Source organism: Pollutibacter soli, assembly GCA_029269725.1.
GTDB lineage: Bacteria > Bacteroidota > Bacteroidia > Chitinophagales > Chitinophagaceae > Pollutibacter > Pollutibacter soli.
The window spans coordinates 273824-295942 of the sequence record JARJHS010000007.1 but is presented as its reverse complement, the minus strand read 5'-3'; the positions used below and the strand labels follow the sequence as shown (position 1 = coordinate 295942).

Genomic DNA, 22119 nt, shown 5'->3' with positions numbered 1-22119 from the left:
TTATTTAAGATTGTCGTATACCTGTTGCAAAACTTCCTTACACAAGTCGATATCAGTCACCGAAACACCTTCCAGGGCTTCGTTTAGCGTCTGGTTGGCAATTTCCATGGTATTATCCTGCAGACGCCTGGCCGTTTCCGTAAGAAAGATCAGGTTCATTCGCCTGTCGTCCTTGCTGGACACCCTTTTCACCAGTTTCAGCTTTTCGAGATTGTCGACCAGCCTGGTAATGCTCGGTTTATCACGAAATGTCGCGTTGCACAATTCCTGCTGACTCAACCCATCCTGCTTCCAGAGATGATATAAAACACTCCACTGTTCGATAGTAATATCCACACCCTGCTGCTTAAAATTTTTCTGCAGTCTCCTGGCAATGGCAGTCGATGCCTTACCGGTGATAAAGCTGTATAATTCGCCCCTTTTAAATTGGTTGTTTGGCATATTGTTAGTTATGCAACTAATCCCAAAATACTCATTTTTCCTTATAAATTCAGTTAATTATTCCGTTGGTGATATTTAATAAATAGGCACGAAACAAGGGCTGGAAATTCAATCTGTTATAATTTCACGCATTTCGGAAATGGAATCAGTTTACCAGGATTACAGGAACAGCCGCATTCATTATCTGTGTTCAGGAAGGGGCGCTGAACCCCTTGTCTGTTTCCATGGATTCGCCGAAACAGCAGCTTCCTTCCGGCTCCTGGAAAAAATATGCGGTGACATCTATTCGATATATTCTTTTGATATGCCATTCCATGGAAAAACAGAGTGGAATGAAGGACTCAATTTTACTATCGATGACCTGGAAAATATAATCAAAAGCTGCGATGGTTTAGCTGGAAGAAAGTTTAGTTTGATGGGATATAGCATGGGAGGCAGAGTTGCATTGTCACTTTACCAACACCGGCCGGAAAAAATAAACGGATTGATCCTCATTGCCTCCGACGGGCTAACTGTCAATCCGTGGTACCGAATTGCTACGCAAACAGCGCCGGGTAACCGAATTTTCAGAACGACGATGCATAATCCGGGATGGTTTCTTCATCTGATGAACACCGGCGATCGTCTCGGCCTTGTAAACAGCAGCGTTTCTAAGTTTGTGCGGCGACAGATTGGCAATCCATCGATGAGAAAACAGATCTACGAAACCTGGACAACCATGCGGCATCTCAGACCTGATATCTCACAAATTAAAAAGCTGATCAATAATCACAGGACTCCTGTTTGTCTGATCTTTGGGAAGTATGACAAAATTATCAGGACGTCATTGGGCAGATCATTCATAAAAAACATCGAAGCTTACGCCATATTAAGTGAAATTGAATCAGGGCATCAGCTACTTACCGAAGGACATGCCCAGACATTGAAGGATATTCTTTCCTACTATTTTAACCACAGCGAAAAGAAAATATGATCCTGATTGTCGCAGGTACATTGTTTATTGGCTATGCGCTACTGATATTATATTACCGGTATCTATGGAGCTCCATTCCTGTTTTTTCTTTACCCAGGGACTTTCAACCTCAAACGACCGTCAGTGTAATTATTCCTGTGCGAAATGAATCAGCAAACATTGCTGCCTGCATAGAAGCTGTTTTAAAGCAGGATTATCCATCGCATTTATTAAACATACTCGTTATTGATGATCATTCCGAGGACGGCACAGTGGATATTGTGAAGTCCATGAAAAACCCGGCATTTCCTATCCACATTGCGCAAAATTTATCCCAAGGGAAAAAAGCTTCTATAAAAACGGGAATCGATTTATCATCAAACCAGCTTATTGTAACCACAGATGCAGATTGCAAAGCTGGTCCTCTGTGGATCAAAACACTAGTAGCATTTTATCATTCACAAAAATCAGTATTTATTGCAGCTCCGGTTAGAATGAAAAATAGTGGCACTGTGTTAAGTATATTTCAAATTCTGGATTTCATATCGCTCCAGGGAATTGGCGCTTCAGCTGTGCATCACCGTTTTCACATGTTATCTAACGGCGCCAATATTGCCTATGAACGTGAGATATTTCATTCTTCAGGAGGTTTTGAGGGAATTGAAAAAATAGCATCCGGGGATGACATTCTTTTGATGCATAAAGTAGCTGCAATCCATCCTGAAAAGACGAACTATTGTTTATCACAGGACGTAATTGTGGAAACAAACACAGAGCCGGACCTGTACCGTTTTATACAACAGCGCATCCGTTGGGCAAGTAAAGCGAGGTTTTATCCGGATAATAAAATCTCACTTGTACTTTATTGGGTTTTTGCTTTTAATATTTCGATGTGTCTGTTGATCATTTATTCCTTTTTCAACCTCAGCATATTGAAGTGGACCTTGTTGTTGATATTTTTGAAAACCATTGTTGAATTGATCTTCCTGATTCCCGTTGCCCGTTTTTTCGCACAATTGCAACTGCTGTGGTTTTTTCTTCCGGCTCAACCATTTCACATCATTTATACGGTGATTGCAGGATTCTTTGGACAGGTCACGAAATACGAATGGAAGGGAAGGAAAACAAAATGAATCACTACTTTAGCCTATGCAGTCGACAGAAACCGAAAGCTCATTTCAATGGTGGAATCGCCTGAAAAAAAATAAGCTGGCGTTGACAGGTTTGTTTATCCTTGGCTTTACATTTATTTTGGCTGTATCCGCGTATTGGATTGTTCCGGATCATTCTCCCTATGCGAACAGAATGATCGTTGAAATAGGCGGTAGGAAACCTGGATTTAAGCAATCGTTTCTTGTAATTGATAGTACTCCGGTAAAAGTAAATCACTTCTTTTCCAGGAGTATTAACGGCCAGAAAGAACTGGCGACGTATATCCCTATCACCATGCATATCGAAAAAGGAGACACAGTAATAGTTCAGCGTTTTCTTGATGAAGGGGTAACAACCGAGGAAAAATTTACTTTAAAATCCGGTGATTTTCGATTTGAGACAAAACATTTTCTTCTTGGTACGGACAAGTTCGGAAGAGATATACTGAGCAGGCTGATTATTGGTACAAGAGTAAGTCTGAGTGTGGGGTTAATCGCTGTATTAATTTCCCTAATTATAGGAGTTACTCTCGGTGCTGTAGCTGGTTATTATGGGAGCAAGGTTGATGAAGCGATTATGTGGCTCATTAACGTGGTGTGGAGTATGCCTACATTATTACTGGTATTTGCCATAACGATGGCATTGGGAAGGGGTTTCTGGCAGGTGTTCATTGCCGTTGGGTTAACTTTATGGGTGAATGTGGCTCGGGTGATCCGTGGGCAGGTAAAATCAATCCGGGAGCTCGAGTATATTGACGCAGCGCGTGCCCTTGGCTTCTCCGGCTTTAGAATTATAGGAAGACACATACTTCCGAATGTCCTCGGTCCGATTATGGTAGTTGCGGCTGCAAATTTTGCCAGTGCCATCGTGATTGAAGCTGGCCTTAGTTTTCTCGGCGTTGGAGTACAATCGCCACAGCCTAGCTGGGGATTGATGATTCGAGAAAACTACAATTTCATTATTACACACAATCCTTTCCTGGCAATCATTCCCGGAATTGCAATAATGATACTTGTACTTGCACTGAATATTCTTGGCAACGGCTTGCGTGATGCACTGGATGTGAGGAGTTGATCTGAGGTATTATTTTTCAGCAAGCAGTTTGCGAAGTTGTGCGATTGAAAATCCCGAACGGTAAAAGAATAGTATCGCTATGATCAGCGCACCGATTCCTGCGCTTAACATCAGGTTCCAATGAAAAAAGTTTGCCACTTTCACTATCACATAAAATGATAAACCAACGACCAGGTATAAAGGGATAAACGCGAGTGATAGCCTTATACCTGTTTTCATTCTTGCAAAATATATTACTGACAGCGCATACAACGTTTGAATTGAGCAAGCAATGACTGCAGATGCCATTGCACCATACCTTGGAATAAATATCAGGTTCAGAATCACACTCAGCAGGCTAAAAATAATACTCAATACGAGGTAGATCCGCATATTTCGCGTCGCTGTCAATGCAGTCCCATAAATATGAATCATCGATAAGCCCGGCAACGCAAACAGCACGATCATGATTACATTTGAAATATACGGATCCTTGTTATGATACAGAAGGTTGGAAAGATATTCAGGAGCAGCGAATGCGAAAGCAACAACGATCATACTTCCAATCACAAGCAAATGCCTGCAGGTAAGTAAAACTGCAAAAAAGCGATTCTGGTTTGGCCAGTGTCTTGCCATGAAGGGCAAAAGAAATCCAGCCATCAGGAAACCAACCATGTTGAAAGCATCCAGGAGACGAAATCCAGCGGCATAAATTCCTGCTTCACGCGCATCGTCGTTAATGATGCTTTCGAGCAGAAAGCCGTCGGCTCGTGTCATCAATGTGACAAAGAAAATATTCAACGCGATGGGCAGACTGGAAAAAAAGATTTCCTTTTTTAATCCGCGAAATGGTTGAAAACTAAAGCCAGGAATATTTTTCACCAGGAACATTAGTGCGACTGCAGAAGACAGAATAATCCCTGCTACCTGGATGAGTACAAAATTCTGAATGGTGATGTGGCCGACAGTCATTGGGTAAATGATCATACTGCCGACAACAATTACAACAAACAGCTTATCCATTACCGAAATAACTGCATCAGTTCTGTAGTGTTGAGTTGCGGTAAGATAGGATCGCAGGAATAAAAGAAAACTGCTTCCTACCTGCATGATGATCAGCATCAGCAATAAACTATAATCGTCAATGCCGGATGCGACACCTATGAAAAAAACCATCCCCGCATAGATAAAACTAAGTATCAGTTTTCCGCTCAGGGCCTGTGTGAACAAAGCTCCTTCATGCCCGTTCCCTGAGGCAACTTCGCGGTTGAAAAATGATGTAATGCCGAGATCAAGTAAGAAGTTAAGTATGATGCACAAATTCAGCAGCGCAAAATAATGCCCATACGACGAGAAGCCGGTAATATTCTGTACCTGCCTGTCGATCGCAAAAATCCAGACTGGTTTCACCAGTAGATTTAAGCCAACCAGTAATATGAGTGAACGGAAAAAATGCCTGGGCAAAAGAAAGGGTTTAGGTCATGCGTTGAAAGCATACGAATTACCCAAATTACTAAAACTTCGATGTAATTTCTAATCGGAGATTAACTTGACACCTGTACATTTCTGTTCAGACTTTCATCAAGCGAAATGAACGTTTCTGTTCTTTCGATTCCTTTGATCTTTTGTAGTTGATCGTGAAGTACATAGCGCAACTGGTTGATGTCTTTTGCTACAACTTCAAGAAACATACTGTAATTACCCGTCGTATAATTGAGCCGGATAATTTCCGGGATTTTCTTCAGATCTTCAGCAACAACATCGTAAAGCGAACTTTTTTCCAGAAAGATTCCGACAAAAGCCGTAATATCGTAGCCGAGCAGCTTCAGATCAACATTCAGTCTGGTACCTTTAACGATACCCATTTCCTGTAGTTTCTTAATGCGGACATGGATGGTACCTCCGGAGACAAATAGTTTTTTTCCCAGGTCTGCATAAGATATTCCAGCATCATCCATCATTGCGTGGATGATCTGAAGGTCCAGTTTATCAAGATTTAATTTTCCCGCCATTTCCAGATTGACTTTTAATCATTTTCAAGTAATGGAACAAATATTTAAATAATTTCGATAATTGCAAAATTTTTATTGAAATATTTGTAACAGGACTGCGATTTTCTTTAATATTGCACTACAAAGTTCTTTTACAAACACTGTGGGGTGATGAAATTTTCGGCAGACATGCCCTCTTGTCTCGGGGGTGAAGATCAACGGATAAACTTTGCATAACGCCGATCCTGTCTGCAGCAGGACCGACTAGGGTTGACCACTATTCGGCCGGATTCGCAATCCGACATCGATGTGCAGATGCTAACGTCTTCGTGGAGGTTCGACTCCTCCCCCTACAGCGAATAAGAAGCCGCAACAATATTGACTATCAATATTTTGCGGCTTTTTTGTTGTTAATCGTCTTTTTAATAGTGGCTAGTTAAGAAAGCAATTATCAGAAACTCCAACTCACTCCCAAAACGAAATACCTGCCCATCAAGGTGAATCGCTGATCACCGTAAGACGTTGGTGTATATTCCCGTGTCACCATAGCGCCAGCATTGAAAAGATTATGCACAGTTACTGAAAACCTCCAGTCAGACCGGGCTTCCCATTGTCCATAAAAATCAGCCGAATTTAAAAATGATCTTTTGGCGAAAGACCTGTACAGATAGACCAACGCGAAATACCATTTTTCGGCCGGTCTGAACATCAATTTTCCTGAACCCTGGGACTGCCAGAAATCCTGGCTAACCCAACTGTTGTTTTCCAGCCTGGTCTTATTGGTGGAATGGATAACAACTGGTCTCAGTTCAAAGTTGAAAGATCTTTTGAATGCAGATGTGATACTAAATTCCATTCTTTCACTTTGATTCACATTAACTGATTTTGTTTCATTAACCAGCATATTCATTTTAAACTCCATTGCTGAAACCTGCAATCCAAGTTTTATCCTCCAGGGCATCAACAATTTTCCGAAACGGGCAAGTACCTGGGTATAACGGTTTCCATCAAATGGGTGAAAAAAATAAACACTATACTCCGGTTGCATATAATAACCGTAACTATAGTCACGATCAGAAAAAGCTGCTGATAATTGTAACATCAATTCACTTGAGCGACGAAGATTTGAGGAGGTATATGAAATATTGATACTTTGTTTTGAGGACGCTTTTATGGCTTTTGCCGGAGAGAGTATAGACACGTTACCTGAAATAAGAGAATCAGGAAAAAAATAGTTTGCCAGCGATTTGCCATAGGCAATCTGGTACTCAACATTAAAGTTTGAAACGGGATTTTGCTGAAAAGTCAGCTTTGTCGTATTTCGAAAAATTGGTATTGAAGAATTGACCAGACTATTATTGTTCAGGAACTCATTGTAAAGATTGCCTGCTTTTATAACCGAAGACAACATCAATTTTTTTGAAACAGAAATATTACCCGACGAAGAAAGCGAGTATTCGACACTTTCATAATCAGAATTAAGATACCCGATAAATTTTGGTGACTCAATGATGGAGCGAAACGCGTTTAAACTCCCGGCATAATTGGAGCGCTGATAATTTGTTTTTGCAAGCAGGGAATATTGAAATTTTTTTCTACTTCCAAACAGGCCGACAGAAAGGTCAATATTTACTGTTTTATTGCGCAATCGTTCGTCAAAATAAATTGCAGCGGTATCTGATTGAAAAAAGCCGGCAAACCTTTGTGTTACAGGTTTAAATTCCTGATCAATATGATCGTTGTTCAGTCGGTAGCGGATATTCAGAATTTTTCCCCCTCTGATTCTGAAAGATTCAAATCCTTCTATCCGAAATAATTTTATTGATGTGTTTGAATTTTCAACCAGGCTATCCTGAAACGCACCTTTGATCCGGCTTTCATATTTATAACTTGCTGTTGGCAGGATCAGTTCAACATTGATAGCCCCGATATTTTTCTTACCACTGTCATGGGTAATTGCAATTCCTGATACGATATCTTTTGAAACAATTCCGGCAATCTGCTCCTGGTGAAGAAACCATTGGTTCATATCCGGAAGAGTATACTTATCGATTATGCTGTTACTATTTTCCAGACTGCTTTTTGCATAGCCAATCACAGCTCTCACCTTCACAGAGGATCTGATTTTCCAGGACCCTATCGCTGCTGCTGAATAATCGTTGTTTTTTCTGATGTATTTTCCCGGAAGCTCCGGTGGGTAAATTGAACCCGTTCTAACCAGATCAGTTGAATTCAAATTATCGAGACCAGCTACTTCGGTCGCATTGTCTTTGTTGTAATAATACCGAAGATCTGCATTGGGGATATCACCGACATTATTGTGTTTGATGAATGATAGAAGTTTTACTTTTTTTGTAATCAGCACCAAACTATTATCAATAGATCTTCGTGATGATGTTCCCAACTGCAGATCCAGTGAACCTGTAACCTGATTTTTGAACTTATCATCAATGACCAGGTTAATTCCAATGTTATCTGAATTCTCTACTTCCTTCATCAACCGATCATCATTGTAGTTATTGACCACCTGGATTTTGCTGATCATTGCCGCATTCAGATTTCGCGACAAGAGGCGGTAATTCTTCTCCGACAGATCTTCTCCTTCAATCAATATTTTTTCAACTTCTTTACCGTTGAAACTTATACGTCCATCAGAAGCGACCCTGAAACCCTGGATATTAGCCAGCAGATCCTGTACCTTTTTTGTTTCGGGATGAATAAAAGATTTTGCGTTGAATTCTATTGTGTCATTTCTTATTGTGAAAGTAAGTTTCTCTGCTTTGATTATAACTTCCCTGAGTGTTAAAGCAGATGGTCGAAGTTTGAAATTCAAATTCTGTGAAGCTCGTGTCCGATCCATTACTATTGAAGCAGAATCAGGTAAAAAGCCTGATGACTGTACTACGATTCTCCATACACCAACAGTATCCTGTTTCACCCGAATTGAATACGTTCCATCTTTTTTGGTGAGAGAGAAACCAGTCTGACCAGCTGACGGTTTTAAAAATACCGAAACCACTGCACCAGGAACAGGCATTCCGGAACTATCTGATACAACGCCATTTATTGTAAAATCCTGCTGAGCTCTTGTAATTGAAAAAGAAAAAATGATGTAAGAAAGAAAAGCAAACCGAATCGCTAATCTTACCATTTTTCCCACAGGTTTATTTTTGATTTGGATTCTTCCTTACATGATACGCAGTCTGGATTACTCTTTGATGCAGTCAATGTCGCATCCATTCTTTTAAACAGCTCCCGCCAATTGTTCTTGTACTTTTCATAATCAGGCAGCCTATTTATATCAGCAGGCAGAAATATTTTGCCTGGTGATGAGGTAAATGAAATAGATCGAAGGGAAATATACATGTCATTATTATCCTCATACAGTACCATGATCAAGCCTGGCAAGCCTCCCATTTTCCAAGGGCCGTTCGGAATAGGAATTGATGGACTAAACCACGCAGTGTAGCTTCTTCCTCTGAAAACGGTCGTGGCTTTCTGACATTCAAAATCGCCGATTTTTTGCGTTTCGTTTTTAAGCTCCCAGGTCATGGGATGTAATGTGTCCCGGTAATAGCTGCTCCTTCCTGTAAAGTCAGGTTCTATAAATACGAGCCGTTCTTCAGATAGATTTTTGTACACGCCGAATAAAGTGTCTATTGCCGGATATGAGTCCATCGCTCCTAATGTGGCAATTTTGGAAGTATCCGGTATTGAAAAAAACCACGACTCGCCATTTTTAATATTCAACCACGACTGAAAATACACGAGGTCTTTACCACGTTCAAAATTCTTATTGTAGATAAATTCATACCGGATCACTGCTTGTTGTGCAATCGAAAAAATACTGATCAGCAATAGAGATGCGAAGACGGTATACTTCTTCATGAAGATTGATATTTTAAGAACAGGTGATTAATTTACAGTAGCGTTTATTTTCGTGTAGGCATCGGTTATCTGAAACTTTACACACAAACTTGCCCCCAGACTTGCCATTTCGCAGGTGGGAGCTTTGCTTGTACAGGTGATGGTTACCTGAGTCAAATAGGTGCCGATTGTTCCTGATTGTGTGACTTCGCAGAGTTTAAAATTTTCCGGTTTCTTTTCTTTCCAACGATTACTATGGCGGTTAGCCCTGACCGGTTGTTCGGTGGCAAAAACTGCGCTCCCTGTTATAAAGAAAAGCAACAACATCAACATTGATTTCATAACATCACGATTTTGAATTTTAAATAATACACAGAAGCAATGACGTTCTGTATCAGAGAAACAAAAGGAAAAGCATAACATCGGCCTTTCCTAGTTAACTTGCACTAGTAATCGTTTTCTTCAATGCTCTCACCGCAGAAGTCACACAGGTTAAAGCTTCTGTCGCTGCTGCTTCACATGACTCCGCAGTAGCGGAACAGGTAACAGTATACTCAACAACATAGATACTAACCTTTGCAGTCTGTGATACTGTACAAATTTTAAAATCATTCGTTTTTACCGACTTGTCGTTCTGATCATTTTTATGCTTTTTTGTAAAAGCTTTCTTCGCATCTCCCTCAGCCCCGGTTCTGCTCTCACCGGCAAAAGAAAAACTCACAATGCCCATCAAACCCAAAACAAACATCCACTTTTTCATACCCTACAGTTTTAATGATTAAAAAATAAATCCCACCTACCGATGCTATGCCTTTCTAAACAGCATTCGCTGCAGGAGATGAAATTACTTTACCAGAGGGGGTGAAAACAAGTGAAAAACACCGCAGAAAAAGAGAAAAATCCCACTGCCGGGTGGTGAACTAACGTTATACATCCCAACTGTTTTTAAAACTTTTCGCTTTTTCCTTTCCAACCTGTATTCACCAATAGCAGCGATTTCTCAAATTTCTACTCAGAATAATCAGGTAAGAGATATTTAACCATGGTAGCTAATTTTGCGCCATGGGTCAAAAGAAATTACAGCGCTTTGCAGAGATCGCCACTTTCCCAAATGTGCTGCAGTATCCGCAGGGAATGGCCGGAAAATGGACAGATTATTTCAACAACAATCATCCATTGATTATGGAACTGGCCTGCGGCAAGGGGGAATATGCGGTCGGGTTGGGAAGGCTGCATCCGGAGAATAATTATATCGGCATGGATCTGAAAGGCAACAGGATCTGGGTGGGTGCAAAAAAAGCGCTGGCAGATGGTTTGAACAATGTCGCATTTCTACGGAGCCATATTGATAAGATTACCGATTATTTCAACGCCGGCGAAGTATCGGAAATCTGGATCACGTTTCCGGACCCTCAACTGCGAGTGTCGCGTGCCAAAAAGCGTCTTACTCATCCGCGTTTTCTTCGACTTTATAAACAGATTTTACAACATAATGGAATAATCAACCTGAAAACGGATTCGCCGGTGTTGATCGATTTTACAAGAAAAGTAATTGAACTTTATCAACTGGAGCAATTGGAGTACCTGGAAGATCTTGCATCGATATCTGACCTGAAACCCGAACTTCAAATCAAAACACATTATGAAGGGCTTGATATTTCAGGAAGCAATAAGATCTATTACCTCCGATTCAGGATAAGCAACAATCCAGATCCTGGACTTGATGAAAAATTACATCAGTTGTTAAAAGAAGAACCGGGTATTGAAGTGAAGGACGAAGAACAATAATCATGGCCGACGATTTTAAAGAGGGAATAGATTATTACATCAATGACGAAGGGTTGATGGTACTGACTGAAAAATTTCATCTTAACCGCGGATACTGTTGCGGCAATGGATGCCTTCATTGCCCTTTTGATTATAAAAATGTACCCGAACCCAAACGATCAATACTTCTCGAAAAAAGAAAGCAGGATAAGAAAAACAGAAATGATGGCTAAGTCAAAATCAGCCACAGTAAAAAAGAAAGTGGCAGAAGAAAAAGCAAGACCTGCGCAAAAAGAACACAGCTTTTTTGCAAATGTTTTTGAAGTCGTGTCCCGGATTCCACGGGGTCGAGTTACGAGTTATGGTGCAATCGCAAAATATCTGGGAAGCGGGCTTTCTGCACGCATGGTGGGCTGGGCAATGAATGCAAGTCACAGCTCTGCATCAAAAATACCTGCACAACGTGTTGTTAACAGGAACGGCATGTTATCCGGCAAAGCACATTTCGGCAGCCCGACACGAATGGAAGAATTACTTAAAAAAGACGGAGTAAAGGTGATCGATGATAAGGTTGTTGATTTCGAAAACAAATTCTGGGATCCTGCAATAGAGCTGGCTCTATAACCCGGAAGTGCCGGCTGTTTACGTTTTACGTTAAACGTTATACGTATAACGTAAAAGAAAACGGTCCAACTGCCATTGGACCGCTTCCCCTTTTGACTTTTTTGCAGGCGGTTAACTACTCCTCCCGCATATCTTAACCACAAACTAAACGCTGGTGATGGACATCACCTGGTTGATTAATAGCTTGCTTTCTTAACCAATTAACTTTTGTGTTGTGCAGGCGGTTAACTACTCCGTCTGCTTATCTTAACCACAAACTTAACGCGGTAGATGGACATCACCGGGTTGATTAATAGTTTGTTTTCTTAACCAATAAACTTTTGTGTTGTGCAGCCGGTTAACTACTCCGCCTGCGTATCTTAACCAATTAACTGTATTAAACTTTGCTTATTTATTTTTTTTATCGATAGGCCACGCTTTTGTAAATAATAATTTTTCTGTCTGAAATTCTCACAAATTCAGATCGGAGAAAATGTGAGTTTAGTAAAGGAAATTTTGATTTCTGAATGCGCCGGATAGTTCATTTAAAAAATGAATACCCTTTGAAGTATAACCTAAAGTTGTAAACAGAAATCAGTAGAGCTTAAGCGCGTGGAGGCTGGAAAGGAACAGGAGAAAATATTTCTATTGTCGCTGATTTGAACTCAGAATAAACTGATTTGCTCAAATTCATTGCAGTTGCAAATTCAAATGAATCAAACTGATGATTGAATTCCGTAGTGAAAGGTTTAACTACAAAATTGGAAGGAATTTGTTGTTTTGAAGATGTGGCAAGCTGAACATCACTCAGGTTGGCGATGATTTCTTTTTTTGCAATATTCAGTTCATTCTTTGCAGTGTTTGGGATGCACAAGAGGTAAAGGGTATCATTGAGCATTTTCCTCTTTACATAGTTGTAATGTTCGCCATTCAATTCAAGCTCACCATCATAACGTTCGTATTCACCCCAGTTCGCTGCATAAGGAACCGGATAAGGAATTTTAATTTCAATAAGTTGATTGTCTGAAAACCCGCCACTGTCAAGGCGTTCAACGATCTGTAGTGATGCCTGCTTTTCCAAATAATTAAAGAAAATCCGATAGCCGCCAAGGCTGATCAGCTGAATAGAAAGAAGTAATATGGCAAATATTCTCTTCAAAAAAGCAGTTCGTTGGTTAACAAATATAACAATTGGGATTAAATGGAACAATTTCTGAATGCCATTTTTCAGGAAAAATCTGCATACCCCTGGGCAGCTGTGTAGGCCGCTCTTTCAACGAAATAAGAGGGATTATCAGGCACCTTGGTACCCAGTCCATCCACATACCGGTTGAACATACAAAAGGCCGCGGCGATCAGCACAGTGTCATGAATTTCCATATCAGTCGCTTCGTTCTGCCTCGCAGTTTTTATATGTTCTTCGGTTACAGATTTTCCACCTTTCTGTACAGCCGCTGCGATCGCCAACAGGCTTTTCATTTTCGGTGAAAGCGAAGTTGAATCATAATCGGCTTTTACGGATTGTATAAAATCAGAATCACACTGCAGGTAGTATTGAGCCATACCGCTATGCACCATCTGGCAGAAATTACAATTATTCAGCCATGACACATATGCTCCGATCAGTTCCCGGTCGCCACGGGATAAACTATTATCAGACCTTAACAGAATCTCCGCAAGCAAATTCAGCGGTGCTGCTGTTTCAGGACGGTAACTCATCAGCCCGCGAATCCCGGGTAAATCGTTTTTCAGATCAATATGTGCCATGGCTGGTTGTTATTAGTTTTCAGTTAATGGTAAAGGAAATTGTGACCACACATTATCATCAGGACGGTCAATCGGCAAGGTATTCAACAAATCATAGCGACGTACATCCAGCCAGCGATGGCCCTCGGCAAACAATGAATATCTGCGTTGACGTAACATCTCAGTCGTTAATGCCTGAACAGTTACAGCTCCACCATATGGAGTAAGATTATGTTTATCTCTGATGATATTAATTGCAGTCACTGCATCAGGTAATGCATTCGTTTGAATTTTCGCTTCAGCATAGATCAGGATCAGTTCTTCATTACGGATCATTCCCAAAGGATCGGTTGCATTCGTATATACCCAGACATCACGATCACTGGTGAGCCCGCTATTAGTGACTGGCTCATTACGAAGTGATGCTTTTGCAATTCGGTCATCCCCGGGCGTTATATCTGCAGCAAATGATGGATGTGCCAAACGATTTTCTCCATTCTGGTTTTGCGGAAAGAAAGACTGATTCAACTGATCTCCTGAACCTGTTCCAAATACATGATACACGCCGAAATTCAGGTTTCCGTTCAGATTGAAAAATGATTCGTTGAGTGCGGTCAGTGACTGCGCCCATTGTTTACGATAAATCGCAACACGCGCTGATATCGCTCGGTTGAATTTAACCAATCCTGCTGCATCTGATAATCCAGCAAAACCATTAGAAAGCCTGAATACAACCTCGCTCCCGGCCAGATCCGTTTTTGCTTCATCCAGGATCCCGGCTATTGCAGTTAAAGCGTTATCGTATGTTTCGATCGGACCGAGGTTTTCAGGATCTGCAACATTTACACGTATTCCATTCTGGTACGTGAGGTTTGAAATCAGCAGTAACTGGTAAGCTTTGATTGTTTTCGCAAATCCGATATAGGCTTTGCGCTGTGGTTCTGTAATTGTAGTGGAATTGATCGCAGCGTCAATCAGGATATTTGCATTTTTTACAACACGATATTTTGAGGACCAGGTGTTGGTGATATAAAATGCGTTGTTACTCAATTGGGCGTCAGCCGCACCCAACAAATCCGTTGTAAAGCGAGGCTCAGAACCTGAAATGCGATAAATCTCGCGACCGATTACGCCGATATCATCCAGGTACAGACTTAGATTATTTCTTAGTGCAGATTCAGTACCTGTTACCAGGTTGTTCAGCTGATCCTTTGTTGCATTTTTTAGATAACCTTCTACGGAGGGTCCATTCAGATTGCCGTAATCTTTTGAGCAGGAAATCCCTGTTGCTGTTAAAACTAAAATCAGGATATATTTTGAAAAATGTTTCATATCAATGGTGATCTGTGTTTAGAAATCAAATGACAAATGCAATGTTGCACGTTTGGACGCCGGGTAAGGAAGAACATCGATACCGGATGAGAAGCCTGTTCCGAAATTCGACGCCTCCGGATCATAAGAATCATACTTGGTGAACGTGATAAAATTATTTAGCGAAACCCCGATGGAGAATCTTTTGATCGCTTTCACAGGAAGTTTATCAAACGCATAATACAATCCCATTTCGCGTACGCGGAGATAATCCGAGTTCTGAATGAATTCACGGGCTGTTGAACCCACCGTCATGATTGCTTCAAGACCATCCGGCATACCGGATTTGTTATCATCCTTATCCCAGTCTCTCCACATACCACCGAACACATACTGCATACGTGTAAGGTTCACGTTCTGTCCGCCTTTTTTCCAATGTACCAGGAAACGAAAGCTGAGTTTATTTTTATAAGTAATCTCATTAAATGTATTCATCTGGAAAGTAGGTTCCTGGTTGCCCCACGCTTTTACCGGAGGCATATATCCAGGTTCATCTGTCAACCCAACAATCTGTGTTGCAGATTTTCCTTCTTCAATTCTGAATACACCCAACACTTCACCAAATGATCCCAATACCACCGGTGGAATATCCAGCCTGGTAACTTTTGACCTGTTCAACCAGAAATTGACTGTCGTATTCCATTTGAAATTCTGAGTGGCTACTGGTTGTGCAGACAATCCAAGTTCAACTCCCTGGTTGCGGAGATCACCGGCATTCACCCATTGTGTTGTAAAACCAGAAGATGCAGGCAATGTTCTCAGCAGGAGAAAATCAAAAATGGTTTTGTTGTAATAAGTCAGTTCAAATCCGAGACGACCTCGGAAGAAACTGAAATCAACCCCTGCTTCGAATTCAGTCTGGCGTTCCGGTTCGATGTTAGGTTCGCCGCGTTGTACATTCACCACCGATCCCGGCAATCCGCCAATGTTTGAAACTGCCATCGTGGTGAACTTACTTCCATAAGCCGGAGAGTTACCCGCCTGCCCGTAAGCAGCACGAATTTTTAGGTTATCCATTATCCCGCCATCGAAGAGCCCCAAACGTGTAAGGTTAACCGAAGCACCTGCTTTTGGATAAGCATAAAATTTCTCTGTATCACCGTTATTGCTGGAACAATCAAAACGAATACCGGCAGTTAAACTGATCGCATCTTTAATCAGCGCTTCTTCCTGAACAAAAAATCCATTGTCCTGCACTTTTGTTCTGAACTGTGTTGCAGTCAGGGCACCAGCCTGGTCAACATTCGACTGGCCGGAAATCACTTGTGTAGCGACATTGATCAGGTTATTGAAATTCCTTGTTTCCTGTGTAGCCCCAATGGAAGTAGTCAACAACAGATGTTCAGACGGCCTCAGCTGATTGATCAATGAAGCGATGTAGTTCGTGTTGATGTTCTTTGTAAATCCCTGTATGGAAGTTCCTTTGTTGATTTCCTGGAACTGCAATGAAGAAGGGAACTGCAGATCCGTCTGCTGATTATAAAAATCAAGACCGCCACGAACAATTAACCTTGTATTTGATTTCACCGATTGTTGTAATAATGCGTCGAAAGTCAGACCGCTGATAAAGCGATCGGTTGTTTCATTATTACGCATCTTATCTCTCGTTTCCAATGGATTTGACGCAGCATATCTGTTGCGCGGATAGTTGCCATTCGCGTCAGGATGCAGTTCAGTAAAGCTTGGAGTCGAAGAGAGTGCAATACCCAATGTGATACCGGTATTATCATTACCCTGCAATCCACGATCGGCAGAGGAATGAATATAGTTAGTAGTAAGTCCAAGTTTAACCCGATCACTTAAACGATGATCAACATTAAGCCTGAAGCCCGTATTTTCATATCCTGTTCTTTTTACAATTCCATCCTCTTTGCGATAAGCTCCGGAAAAATAAAAAGTGGTCTTTTCTGTGCCGCCTGTAAGACTAAGTACGCTGTTGGTCAGGAAACCTGTTTCGCCAAAAATTTCTTTTTCGTAATCGTAAATTTTCCCGGCAGCTTCCGCAGCTTTGAACTCTGCCATATCCCAACCCATCATACCTACAGCCTGCTCCGTCATCGGGCGGAGACCCATCAGGTGACGAACAGTAACGACCCCGATATCCTGGGAAAAATTAATACGTGTACGGCCCTGTTTTCCTTTTTTCGTTGTGATAAGAATCACCCCTGCCGCAGCTTTCGAACCATAAATTGCAGAAGCAGAAGCGCCTTTCAGAATTTCTATGTGTTCGATATCTTCAGCCCTGATGTCGGCAATCCTGTTGGAAGCATTATCCTGGTTCGATGTTACGGCGCCAGGCGCTGCGTTGGTCACTGTATTTAGCCCGGATGAAATTGCCGAGTTATCCACAAATACCCCATCAATAACATACAGCGGCTGCGTGTTGCCGTACACAGAAGTAACCCCGCGTAATTTCACGGTTATACCTCCCCCGGGCGAACCACTGTTGGCATTGATATAGGCACCGGAAATTTTTCCGTTGATCGCAGCGTCCAATGTCTGTGCAGGAGCAATTCCAACGAGCTGCTTATTGGAAATTGTAGCCACTGTATTGGAAAGATTACTTCGTTTAACGTTTGTCGTTAACCCGGTAACAATTACTTCATCGAGCCTGGCCACGTCTTCCTCTAATGTAATGTTGATAGTTTCTTCCGTCCCAACTTTCAACTGTTGAGATTTATAACCTGTAATGCTGAAGTTGAGTGTTGCGCCCGGTGCTGCAGAAATAGAAAAGCTTCCTGCTGCATCAGTTGTAGTACCGCGGTTTGTATTGCCGATAGTAACAGAAACTCCTGCTACAGGGGCACCGAATTTGTCGTTCACTCTGCCTATAACGATTTTTTCCTGTGCTGTTGAAGTAAAAGGCATGAGTTGCAGCACGATTCCTACTAAGGCAATCAATGCACCGAATCGAAGTGGCAATTGTTTTGATTTCAATTTCATATGTCAATTAGTCTTGGATGATTTTGGTTGTTGTTGGTATAGTTGGCTTAGGCTGGTTGCTTGTTTTTGAACACATGTGATCCGTATCCGTTTTCTACTATTTGCATGGCACGTTTAGGATAGGATGACATATCAGTTGGTGTAACTGTCGCGAGTCCATCAACGTAGCGATTAAACATGCAGAAAGCGGCCGCGATTAAAACCGTATCATGAATATCACGATCCGATGCGCCGGCGGTTTTTGCATCTGCTATATCTTCTGCTAAAACCGCTTTGCCTGATTGCTGAACTTTTCGCGCGATATTCAGCAGCGATTTGAGTTTTTCAGATATGGCCGCTTTTGTGAAATCTTCTCTTACCTGGTTTACCAGTTCTTCATCACCGCCCAGATAAATGCATGCAATTGCGCCGTGTGAATAATTGCAGTAAAAACAATCATTGAGGTGGGATACATAAGTGCCGATGAGTTCACGATCAGCACGGCTCATACCCTCATCATCACGCAAAAGCAATTCTGCAAGTACTCCCATCGGTTCAGCAGTCTCCGGCCTGTATGCCATCGCACTGCGGATACCGGGAAAATCATTTTTAAAATCAATGTGTGGCATATGGAATTTATTAGGATGTAGTGTATTGTTTTTTAGAAAGAACCTCTTCAGCCAACGCAGTACCACGCACGCGCGCACCTATTTTTTCAAACGCAATTTCTCTGGCTGTTGAATCATCATCAGCAAAAGGAGAAAAGCCACAATCGTCTGTTGATGCAAGCTGGGCGACCGGAATAATTTCAGAAGCTTCCAGGATAAAATCGCGGATTTCCTCTGGCGACTCCACCCTTGGTTTAAGTACGTTTGTGACACCGAGAAATATGGTATGATTTGGTTTAAGATTTTCCCTGATTGACTTTAAAACCGATTGCTTATCTACTTCCCCGGCGTATTCCAGATAAAATGATCCCACATTCAATCTGAATAACTCAGGAAGTAAATCCTTGTATGGAATATCTGCGCTATGAGTTGAATCATGGTCTCCGCCGGGACAGCTGTGCACACCGATAAGCTGCCTTTCCTCCTCTGAAAAACGACTTAACACCTGGTTGTTCAGATCAATAAATGCTTTCAGTATTCCGCCCGAAGGATCGAGTTTCAAAGACAATCTTGCTTCCGTAAAATCAATCTGAACATTATATGCCCCGGCTTTGAAACAGTTTCGTATATCCGCCGCTGCTTCATTGAGAAGGTCATTGATAAACTGTTCCCTGCTGTAGCCTTCAAGACCATCTGGGGGATATAAAAGGCTTAAAGCCGATGCGGAAATGACTGCCTGCTTCAGTGGCAATGTTGTTAACTGTCTTGCTTTTTTCAGGTATTCGGCAGCAAAAGCGGTATAACGGAACGGGCCAGCCGAAAGTTTCGGTAATTGCCTGGTATGTCCGTCAGCAAATGGAATCACGACTCCATCTGCCGAAATGTTTGTGGCAGTTGCGATCGGATAAGTAGCGAAGCTGGGTTTGGTTTGCTCGCCATCAGTAATCACAGGCGAGCCTGTTGCTTCCAATCTTGCAATGGTATCGCGCAAGGCAGCATCAAACAGAGCTTGCAATCCGGAAGCATTCAATTCCCCGTTGACATAAGCCTGCATTCCTGAAAGGAGTGCTGCAGGCCTTGGTATACTACCTATAGGTTCAGTTCTGATTCTCATTTTCAAAAATTTTGTTGTGACTAATGGGTTTGAAGAACATATCCCTGCACCATTCGTTTACTCATTTCATCGTAAACATCTCTATCAGAAGGCGTGAATGAATTCAATCCATCCACATATCGATTAAACATGCAAAATGTGGCAGCGATGAGAACAGTATCGTGTATTTCGCGGTCGGACGCACCATGATTTTTTGCCTCTTCCACATCATGCGGAAGTACAGCGGAACCTGAGATTCTCACTTTATCAGCGATGCGCAGTAAAGACTTTAATTTATCACTTATACCTGCTGTATCGATGTCATTTATTACTTCTGAAACGATGAAATCTGCAGCACCATAAAGTCTTCTTGCTGCAGCGCTGTGACTCTGATAACAAAACATACAATTGTTCTGATATGAAACATAGGAAGCAACAAGTTCTCTTTCGTCTTTTGTTAATGGTGAAGGACCATGCAGCAGGATTTCTACTAAAGCGTATAAAGGTTTGCCGGTTTCCGGGCGAAACAATGCCAGACTTTTAATCCCCGGAACACCTTCTTTTAAATTTATATGAGCCATAACTTTTGTTCTTTTGATTTCTGTTTACTTAATCGCAGCCTCCTTATTTAGTGATGGCTTAGTTTCTCTGTTCAGAGCCATCACTAAAAAACCTATCCAGAAAACTGCTGAGAAAATGAAAAGTGCGTGACCATAACCACCCATTGTTGTAACCAGTACACCTACAAACAACACAGCAAGCGCGGTAAGAATCCGGCCTGCATTAAAACAAAAACCAGTAGCTGTGCCGCGAACAGGGACAGGAAAGAGTGCAGGAATATATACAGATAACACACCCTGGCTTATCCCGAAGAACAAAGACAGGACGAAAATTTCTATATAAATGAGATTGCTGAAAAGATGATTCGTCTTGAACAGGATGAATGACAATACCGAACAGACTGCAAAACAGAGAAGCATTGCTTTTCGGGTACCCATGGCATTCATCAGCCACCCGGAGATGAATCCACCAATCAATCCTCCCATGCCCAGCATCATCATGCTGATGCCTCTTTCCTTCTGAGCATCTCCCGTGATCACCAGTGTTTGTATCCAAGTCGGAAGCCAGGAAAATATTGCCCAAAGCCCGATCAGCATGGTTCCGAACACTACAGAACCGAGAACAAGTCTGTTGCGGTTAGGTCCGGCAAATATTTCATTGTTTGATTCTTCTCCTGCAATTGTAAGTTTCCGCCTGCTTTTCCATTGATCTGATTCGCGTATCACCTTTGCACCAATCAAAGCTATAATGATAGGGAGTAAGCCAACAGCAAATGCCTGGCGCCATGATGAAACAAAATAATCGATAAGACCTGCCGAAAAAATGCCAATAGGAATTGATATAGAGAGGATGCCGATATATATTGCCCTTGATTTTTCCGGCCACTCTTCCATCAGTATTGTCACTGTAGTAACAAGAACTCCGCCCAGACCAAAACCACTGATCAGTCTGCAGATCACGACACCCCACCATGCAGGCATTAGACCTGTGAAAGCAGCAGAAATTCCATATACAGCAATTGAAAAAAGCAAACCCGCTTTCCTTCCCCATCGATCACTGATCATGCCACAGACAAATCCACCGATGGCGCCGCCAATGATAAATACACTGTTGATATAGGCACTGATGGTGTTCAACCTGTCCTCAGTTTGTTCTCCCATCAGGTCGCGAACAGCCACAGGTAAATACACCGACATCAATGTCGAAATAGTTCCTGCGAAAACAGTTCCCATGAAACATACGGCAAACAAAACCCAGTGATAATTTGTAATCCTATTTGACTGATCCATATCTATTTTTTCAGATGATCATAACCTTGCGGAAGCCTGTTGTATCCGTTGTCTTTCAGTCTTTTTCCCAGACCTTCATAAAAACCAGGATCACTGGGAGCAACAGTCGCGAGACCATCAACATACCTGTTGTACAAGCAGAACAGCGCGGCAATCAAAACTGTATCATGTATTTCAAGATCAGTAGCGCCCGCATCCTTTGCCTCCTGAACTGCCTGCGTTGTTACTGCTTTACCACTCTCCTGTGTTTGCGCTGCGATCGTTAACAGGCACTTCATTTTCTCAGAGAGAGGTGCAGAATGATGATCGGCTTTTACCTGTGCTGTCGATTCTGTTTCTCCAAGAAGGATATCGGCTGCTGCAGTATGGGCTGCGGTACAAAACCGGCAGCTGTTCCGATGCGAAACGATTGTAGCGATCAGCTCGCGCTCGCCTTCTGTTAATGTTGATTCACCGCGCAACAGGATTTGCGTGAGTTCGCGAATAGGTGCTGCGGTGTCTTTACGATATTCCAAAAGACCGGTAATACCGGGCAAATGGTCCTCCAGTGGTATGTATGGCATAAGAAAAAAGTTCCGGAATAACTCCGTTCCAGGTCGGGAAATAGATTAATTGATACAATGGGCCAGGTATAGCAGATTAAACAACGGCTTAGTACTGATCCCAAAAAATGATATGCACAGAAGTCAATTCAGAGAAAATC

Annotated in this window: 22 protein-coding genes; 6 read left to right on the top strand and 16 right to left on the bottom strand. The window is 41.9% G+C overall.

The features are described 5' to 3' along the window. A complete protein-coding gene (locus P2W82_RS17850; RefSeq protein WP_336517283.1) occupies window positions 1-441 on the bottom strand; it encodes a MarR family winged helix-turn-helix transcriptional regulator in 441 nt (146 codons plus the stop codon). A 139-nt stretch (window positions 442-580) separates the two neighbouring features. On the opposite strand from P2W82_RS17850, the gene P2W82_RS17845 reads away from it, so the two are divergent. Genes P2W82_RS17845 through P2W82_RS17835 form a run of 3 tightly spaced genes read left to right on the top strand, consistent with a single transcriptional unit; the run spans window position 581 to window position 3619 of the window. After that, window positions 581-1414, top strand: a complete 834-nt coding sequence (locus P2W82_RS17845; protein WP_336517282.1) for an alpha/beta fold hydrolase — start codon at window positions 581-583, stop codon at window positions 1412-1414. Next, complete coding sequence (locus tag P2W82_RS17840; protein ID WP_336517281.1) at window positions 1411-2526, top strand: glycosyltransferase; 1116 nt, start codon at window positions 1411-1413, stop codon at window positions 2524-2526. Before P2W82_RS17845 ends, P2W82_RS17840 begins: the two co-directional genes overlap by 4 nt. A gap of 16 nt (window positions 2527-2542) precedes the next feature. Further along, window positions 2543-3619, top strand: a complete 1077-nt coding sequence (locus P2W82_RS17835) for an ABC transporter permease (protein ID WP_336517280.1) — start codon at window positions 2543-2545, stop codon at window positions 3617-3619. Between the two features lie 9 nt (window positions 3620-3628). Here P2W82_RS17835 and P2W82_RS17830 read toward each other — a convergent pair whose 3' ends face one another. From P2W82_RS17830 to P2W82_RS17805, 6 genes are all read right to left on the bottom strand, one after another. Next, entirely contained in the window at window positions 3629-5062 is a 1434-nt protein-coding gene (locus P2W82_RS17830) for an oligosaccharide flippase family protein (RefSeq protein WP_336517279.1), read from the bottom strand. An 80-nt stretch (window positions 5063-5142) separates the two neighbouring features. Beyond that, window positions 5143-5610: an Lrp/AsnC ligand binding domain-containing protein gene (locus tag P2W82_RS17825; RefSeq protein WP_336517278.1), complete on the bottom strand. Its 468-nt coding sequence runs from the start codon at window positions 5608-5610 to the stop codon at window positions 5143-5145. 430 nt (window positions 5611-6040) lie between these two features. Then, entirely contained in the window at window positions 6041-8740 is a 2700-nt protein-coding gene (locus P2W82_RS17820; protein WP_336517277.1) for a TonB-dependent receptor, read from the bottom strand. Further along, complete coding sequence (locus P2W82_RS17815; RefSeq protein WP_336517276.1) at window positions 8734-9477, bottom strand: GLPGLI family protein; 744 nt, start codon at window positions 9475-9477, stop codon at window positions 8734-8736. The genes P2W82_RS17820 and P2W82_RS17815 overlap by 7 nt, the downstream gene beginning before the upstream one ends. 27 nt (window positions 9478-9504) lie before the next feature. Then, window positions 9505-9798: a hypothetical protein gene (locus tag P2W82_RS17810; RefSeq protein ID WP_336517275.1), complete on the bottom strand. Its 294-nt coding sequence runs from the start codon at window positions 9796-9798 to the stop codon at window positions 9505-9507. A gap of 94 nt (window positions 9799-9892) precedes the next feature. After that, window positions 9893-10216, bottom strand: coding sequence for a hypothetical protein (locus P2W82_RS17805; protein ID WP_336517274.1), 324 nt, complete (start codon window positions 10214-10216; stop codon window positions 9893-9895). A 302-nt stretch (window positions 10217-10518) separates the two neighbouring features. Between P2W82_RS17805 and trmB the strand changes: the two genes are divergently transcribed. The 3 genes from trmB to P2W82_RS17790 are packed head-to-tail and all read left to right on the top strand — an operon-like array spanning window position 10519 to window position 11847. Continuing rightward, a complete protein-coding gene (gene trmB / locus P2W82_RS17800; RefSeq protein ID WP_336517273.1) occupies window positions 10519-11244 on the top strand; it encodes a tRNA (guanosine(46)-N7)-methyltransferase TrmB in 726 nt (241 codons plus the stop codon). Between the two features lie 2 nt (window positions 11245-11246). After that, entirely contained in the window at window positions 11247-11456 is a 210-nt protein-coding gene (locus P2W82_RS17795) for a C1orf53 family protein (protein WP_336517272.1), read from the top strand. Beyond that, entirely contained in the window at window positions 11449-11847 is a 399-nt protein-coding gene (locus tag P2W82_RS17790) for an MGMT family protein (protein ID WP_336517271.1), read from the top strand. The genes P2W82_RS17795 and P2W82_RS17790 overlap by 8 nt, the downstream gene beginning before the upstream one ends. A 583-nt stretch (window positions 11848-12430) precedes the next feature. Here P2W82_RS17790 and P2W82_RS17785 read toward each other — a convergent pair. The 9 genes from P2W82_RS17785 to P2W82_RS17745 all read right to left on the bottom strand — a co-directional run bounded on the left by P2W82_RS17785 (window position 12431) and on the right by P2W82_RS17745 (window position 21979). Then, complete coding sequence (locus tag P2W82_RS17785) at window positions 12431-12985, bottom strand: hypothetical protein (protein WP_336517270.1); 555 nt, start codon at window positions 12983-12985, stop codon at window positions 12431-12433. Window positions 12986-13053: 68 nt separating this feature from the next. Next, window positions 13054-13593, bottom strand: coding sequence for a carboxymuconolactone decarboxylase family protein (locus P2W82_RS17780; RefSeq protein WP_336517269.1), 540 nt, complete (start codon window positions 13591-13593; stop codon window positions 13054-13056). Window positions 13594-13605: 12 nt separating this feature from the next. After that, a complete protein-coding gene (locus tag P2W82_RS17775) occupies window positions 13606-14904 on the bottom strand; it encodes a RagB/SusD family nutrient uptake outer membrane protein (RefSeq protein WP_336517268.1) in 1299 nt (432 codons plus the stop codon). Between the two features lie 18 nt (window positions 14905-14922). Beyond that, window positions 14923-17886 carry a SusC/RagA family TonB-linked outer membrane protein gene (locus tag P2W82_RS17770; protein WP_336517267.1) on the bottom strand — a complete coding sequence of 988 codons (2964 nt, stop codon included), beginning with the start codon at window positions 17884-17886 and terminating at the stop codon, window positions 14923-14925. Between the two features lie 47 nt (window positions 17887-17933). Continuing rightward, window positions 17934-18494 carry a carboxymuconolactone decarboxylase family protein gene (locus P2W82_RS17765; RefSeq protein ID WP_336517266.1) on the bottom strand — a complete coding sequence of 187 codons (561 nt, stop codon included), beginning with the start codon at window positions 18492-18494 and terminating at the stop codon, window positions 17934-17936. Window positions 18495-18504: 10 nt separating this feature from the next. Continuing rightward, on the bottom strand, window positions 18505-19587 hold the full coding sequence (locus tag P2W82_RS17760; protein WP_336517265.1) for a cobalamin-independent methionine synthase II family protein: 1083 nt from the start codon (window positions 19585-19587) through the stop codon (window positions 18505-18507). Between the two features lie 20 nt (window positions 19588-19607). Next, window positions 19608-20147 (bottom strand): carboxymuconolactone decarboxylase family protein, encoded by a 540-nt coding sequence (locus P2W82_RS17755; protein ID WP_336517264.1) that lies wholly within the window; start codon window positions 20145-20147, stop codon window positions 19608-19610. Window positions 20148-20171: 24 nt separating this feature from the next. Then, window positions 20172-21416: an MFS transporter gene (locus P2W82_RS17750; RefSeq protein ID WP_336517263.1), complete on the bottom strand. Its 1245-nt coding sequence runs from the start codon at window positions 21414-21416 to the stop codon at window positions 20172-20174. Between the two features lie 2 nt (window positions 21417-21418). Beyond that, on the bottom strand, window positions 21419-21979 hold the full coding sequence (locus P2W82_RS17745; RefSeq protein ID WP_336517262.1) for a carboxymuconolactone decarboxylase family protein: 561 nt from the start codon (window positions 21977-21979) through the stop codon (window positions 21419-21421). Window positions 21980-22119: the final 140 nt, after the last annotated feature.

Coding starts and splice junctions, on each gene's coding strand:
- P2W82_RS17820 (WP_336517277.1), bottom strand. CDS start 8,740: ATGGTAAGATTAGCGATTCGGTTTGCTTTTCTTTCTTACATCATTTTT.
- trmB (WP_336517273.1), top strand. CDS start 10,519: ATGGGTCAAAAGAAATTACAGCGCTTTGCAGAGATCGCCACTTTCCCA.
- P2W82_RS17755 (WP_336517264.1), bottom strand. CDS start 20,147: ATGGCTCATATAAATTTAAAAGAAGGTGTTCCGGGGATTAAAAGTCTG.
- P2W82_RS17810 (WP_336517275.1), bottom strand. CDS start 9,798: ATGAAATCAATGTTGATGTTGTTGCTTTTCTTTATAACAGGGAGCGCA.
- P2W82_RS17795 (WP_336517272.1), top strand. CDS start 11,247: ATGGCCGACGATTTTAAAGAGGGAATAGATTATTACATCAATGACGAA.
- P2W82_RS17745 (WP_336517262.1), bottom strand. CDS start 21,979: ATGCCATACATACCACTGGAGGACCATTTGCCCGGTATTACCGGTCTT.
- P2W82_RS17825 (WP_336517278.1), bottom strand. CDS start 5,610: ATGGCGGGAAAATTAAATCTTGATAAACTGGACCTTCAGATCATCCAC.
- P2W82_RS17790 (WP_336517271.1), top strand. CDS start 11,449: ATGGCTAAGTCAAAATCAGCCACAGTAAAAAAGAAAGTGGCAGAAGAA.
- P2W82_RS17775 (WP_336517268.1), bottom strand. CDS start 14,904: ATGAAACATTTTTCAAAATATATCCTGATTTTAGTTTTAACAGCAACA.
- P2W82_RS17835 (WP_336517280.1), top strand. CDS start 2,543: ATGCAGTCGACAGAAACCGAAAGCTCATTTCAATGGTGGAATCGCCTG.
- P2W82_RS17840 (WP_336517281.1), top strand. CDS start 1,411: ATGATCCTGATTGTCGCAGGTACATTGTTTATTGGCTATGCGCTACTG.
- P2W82_RS17765 (WP_336517266.1), bottom strand. CDS start 18,494: ATGCCACACATTGATTTTAAAAATGATTTTCCCGGTATCCGCAGTGCG.
- P2W82_RS17815 (WP_336517276.1), bottom strand. CDS start 9,477: ATGAAGAAGTATACCGTCTTCGCATCTCTATTGCTGATCAGTATTTTT.
- P2W82_RS17770 (WP_336517267.1), bottom strand. CDS start 17,886: ATGAAATTGAAATCAAAACAATTGCCACTTCGATTCGGTGCATTGATT.
- P2W82_RS17805 (WP_336517274.1), bottom strand. CDS start 10,216: ATGAAAAAGTGGATGTTTGTTTTGGGTTTGATGGGCATTGTGAGTTTT.
- P2W82_RS17760 (WP_336517265.1), bottom strand. CDS start 19,587: ATGAGAATCAGAACTGAACCTATAGGTAGTATACCAAGGCCTGCAGCA.
- P2W82_RS17780 (WP_336517269.1), bottom strand. CDS start 13,593: ATGGCACATATTGATCTGAAAAACGATTTACCCGGGATTCGCGGGCTG.
- P2W82_RS17750 (WP_336517263.1), bottom strand. CDS start 21,416: ATGGATCAGTCAAATAGGATTACAAATTATCACTGGGTTTTGTTTGCC.
- P2W82_RS17845 (WP_336517282.1), top strand. CDS start 581: ATGGAATCAGTTTACCAGGATTACAGGAACAGCCGCATTCATTATCTG.
- P2W82_RS17850 (WP_336517283.1), bottom strand. CDS start 441: ATGCCAAACAACCAATTTAAAAGGGGCGAATTATACAGCTTTATCACC.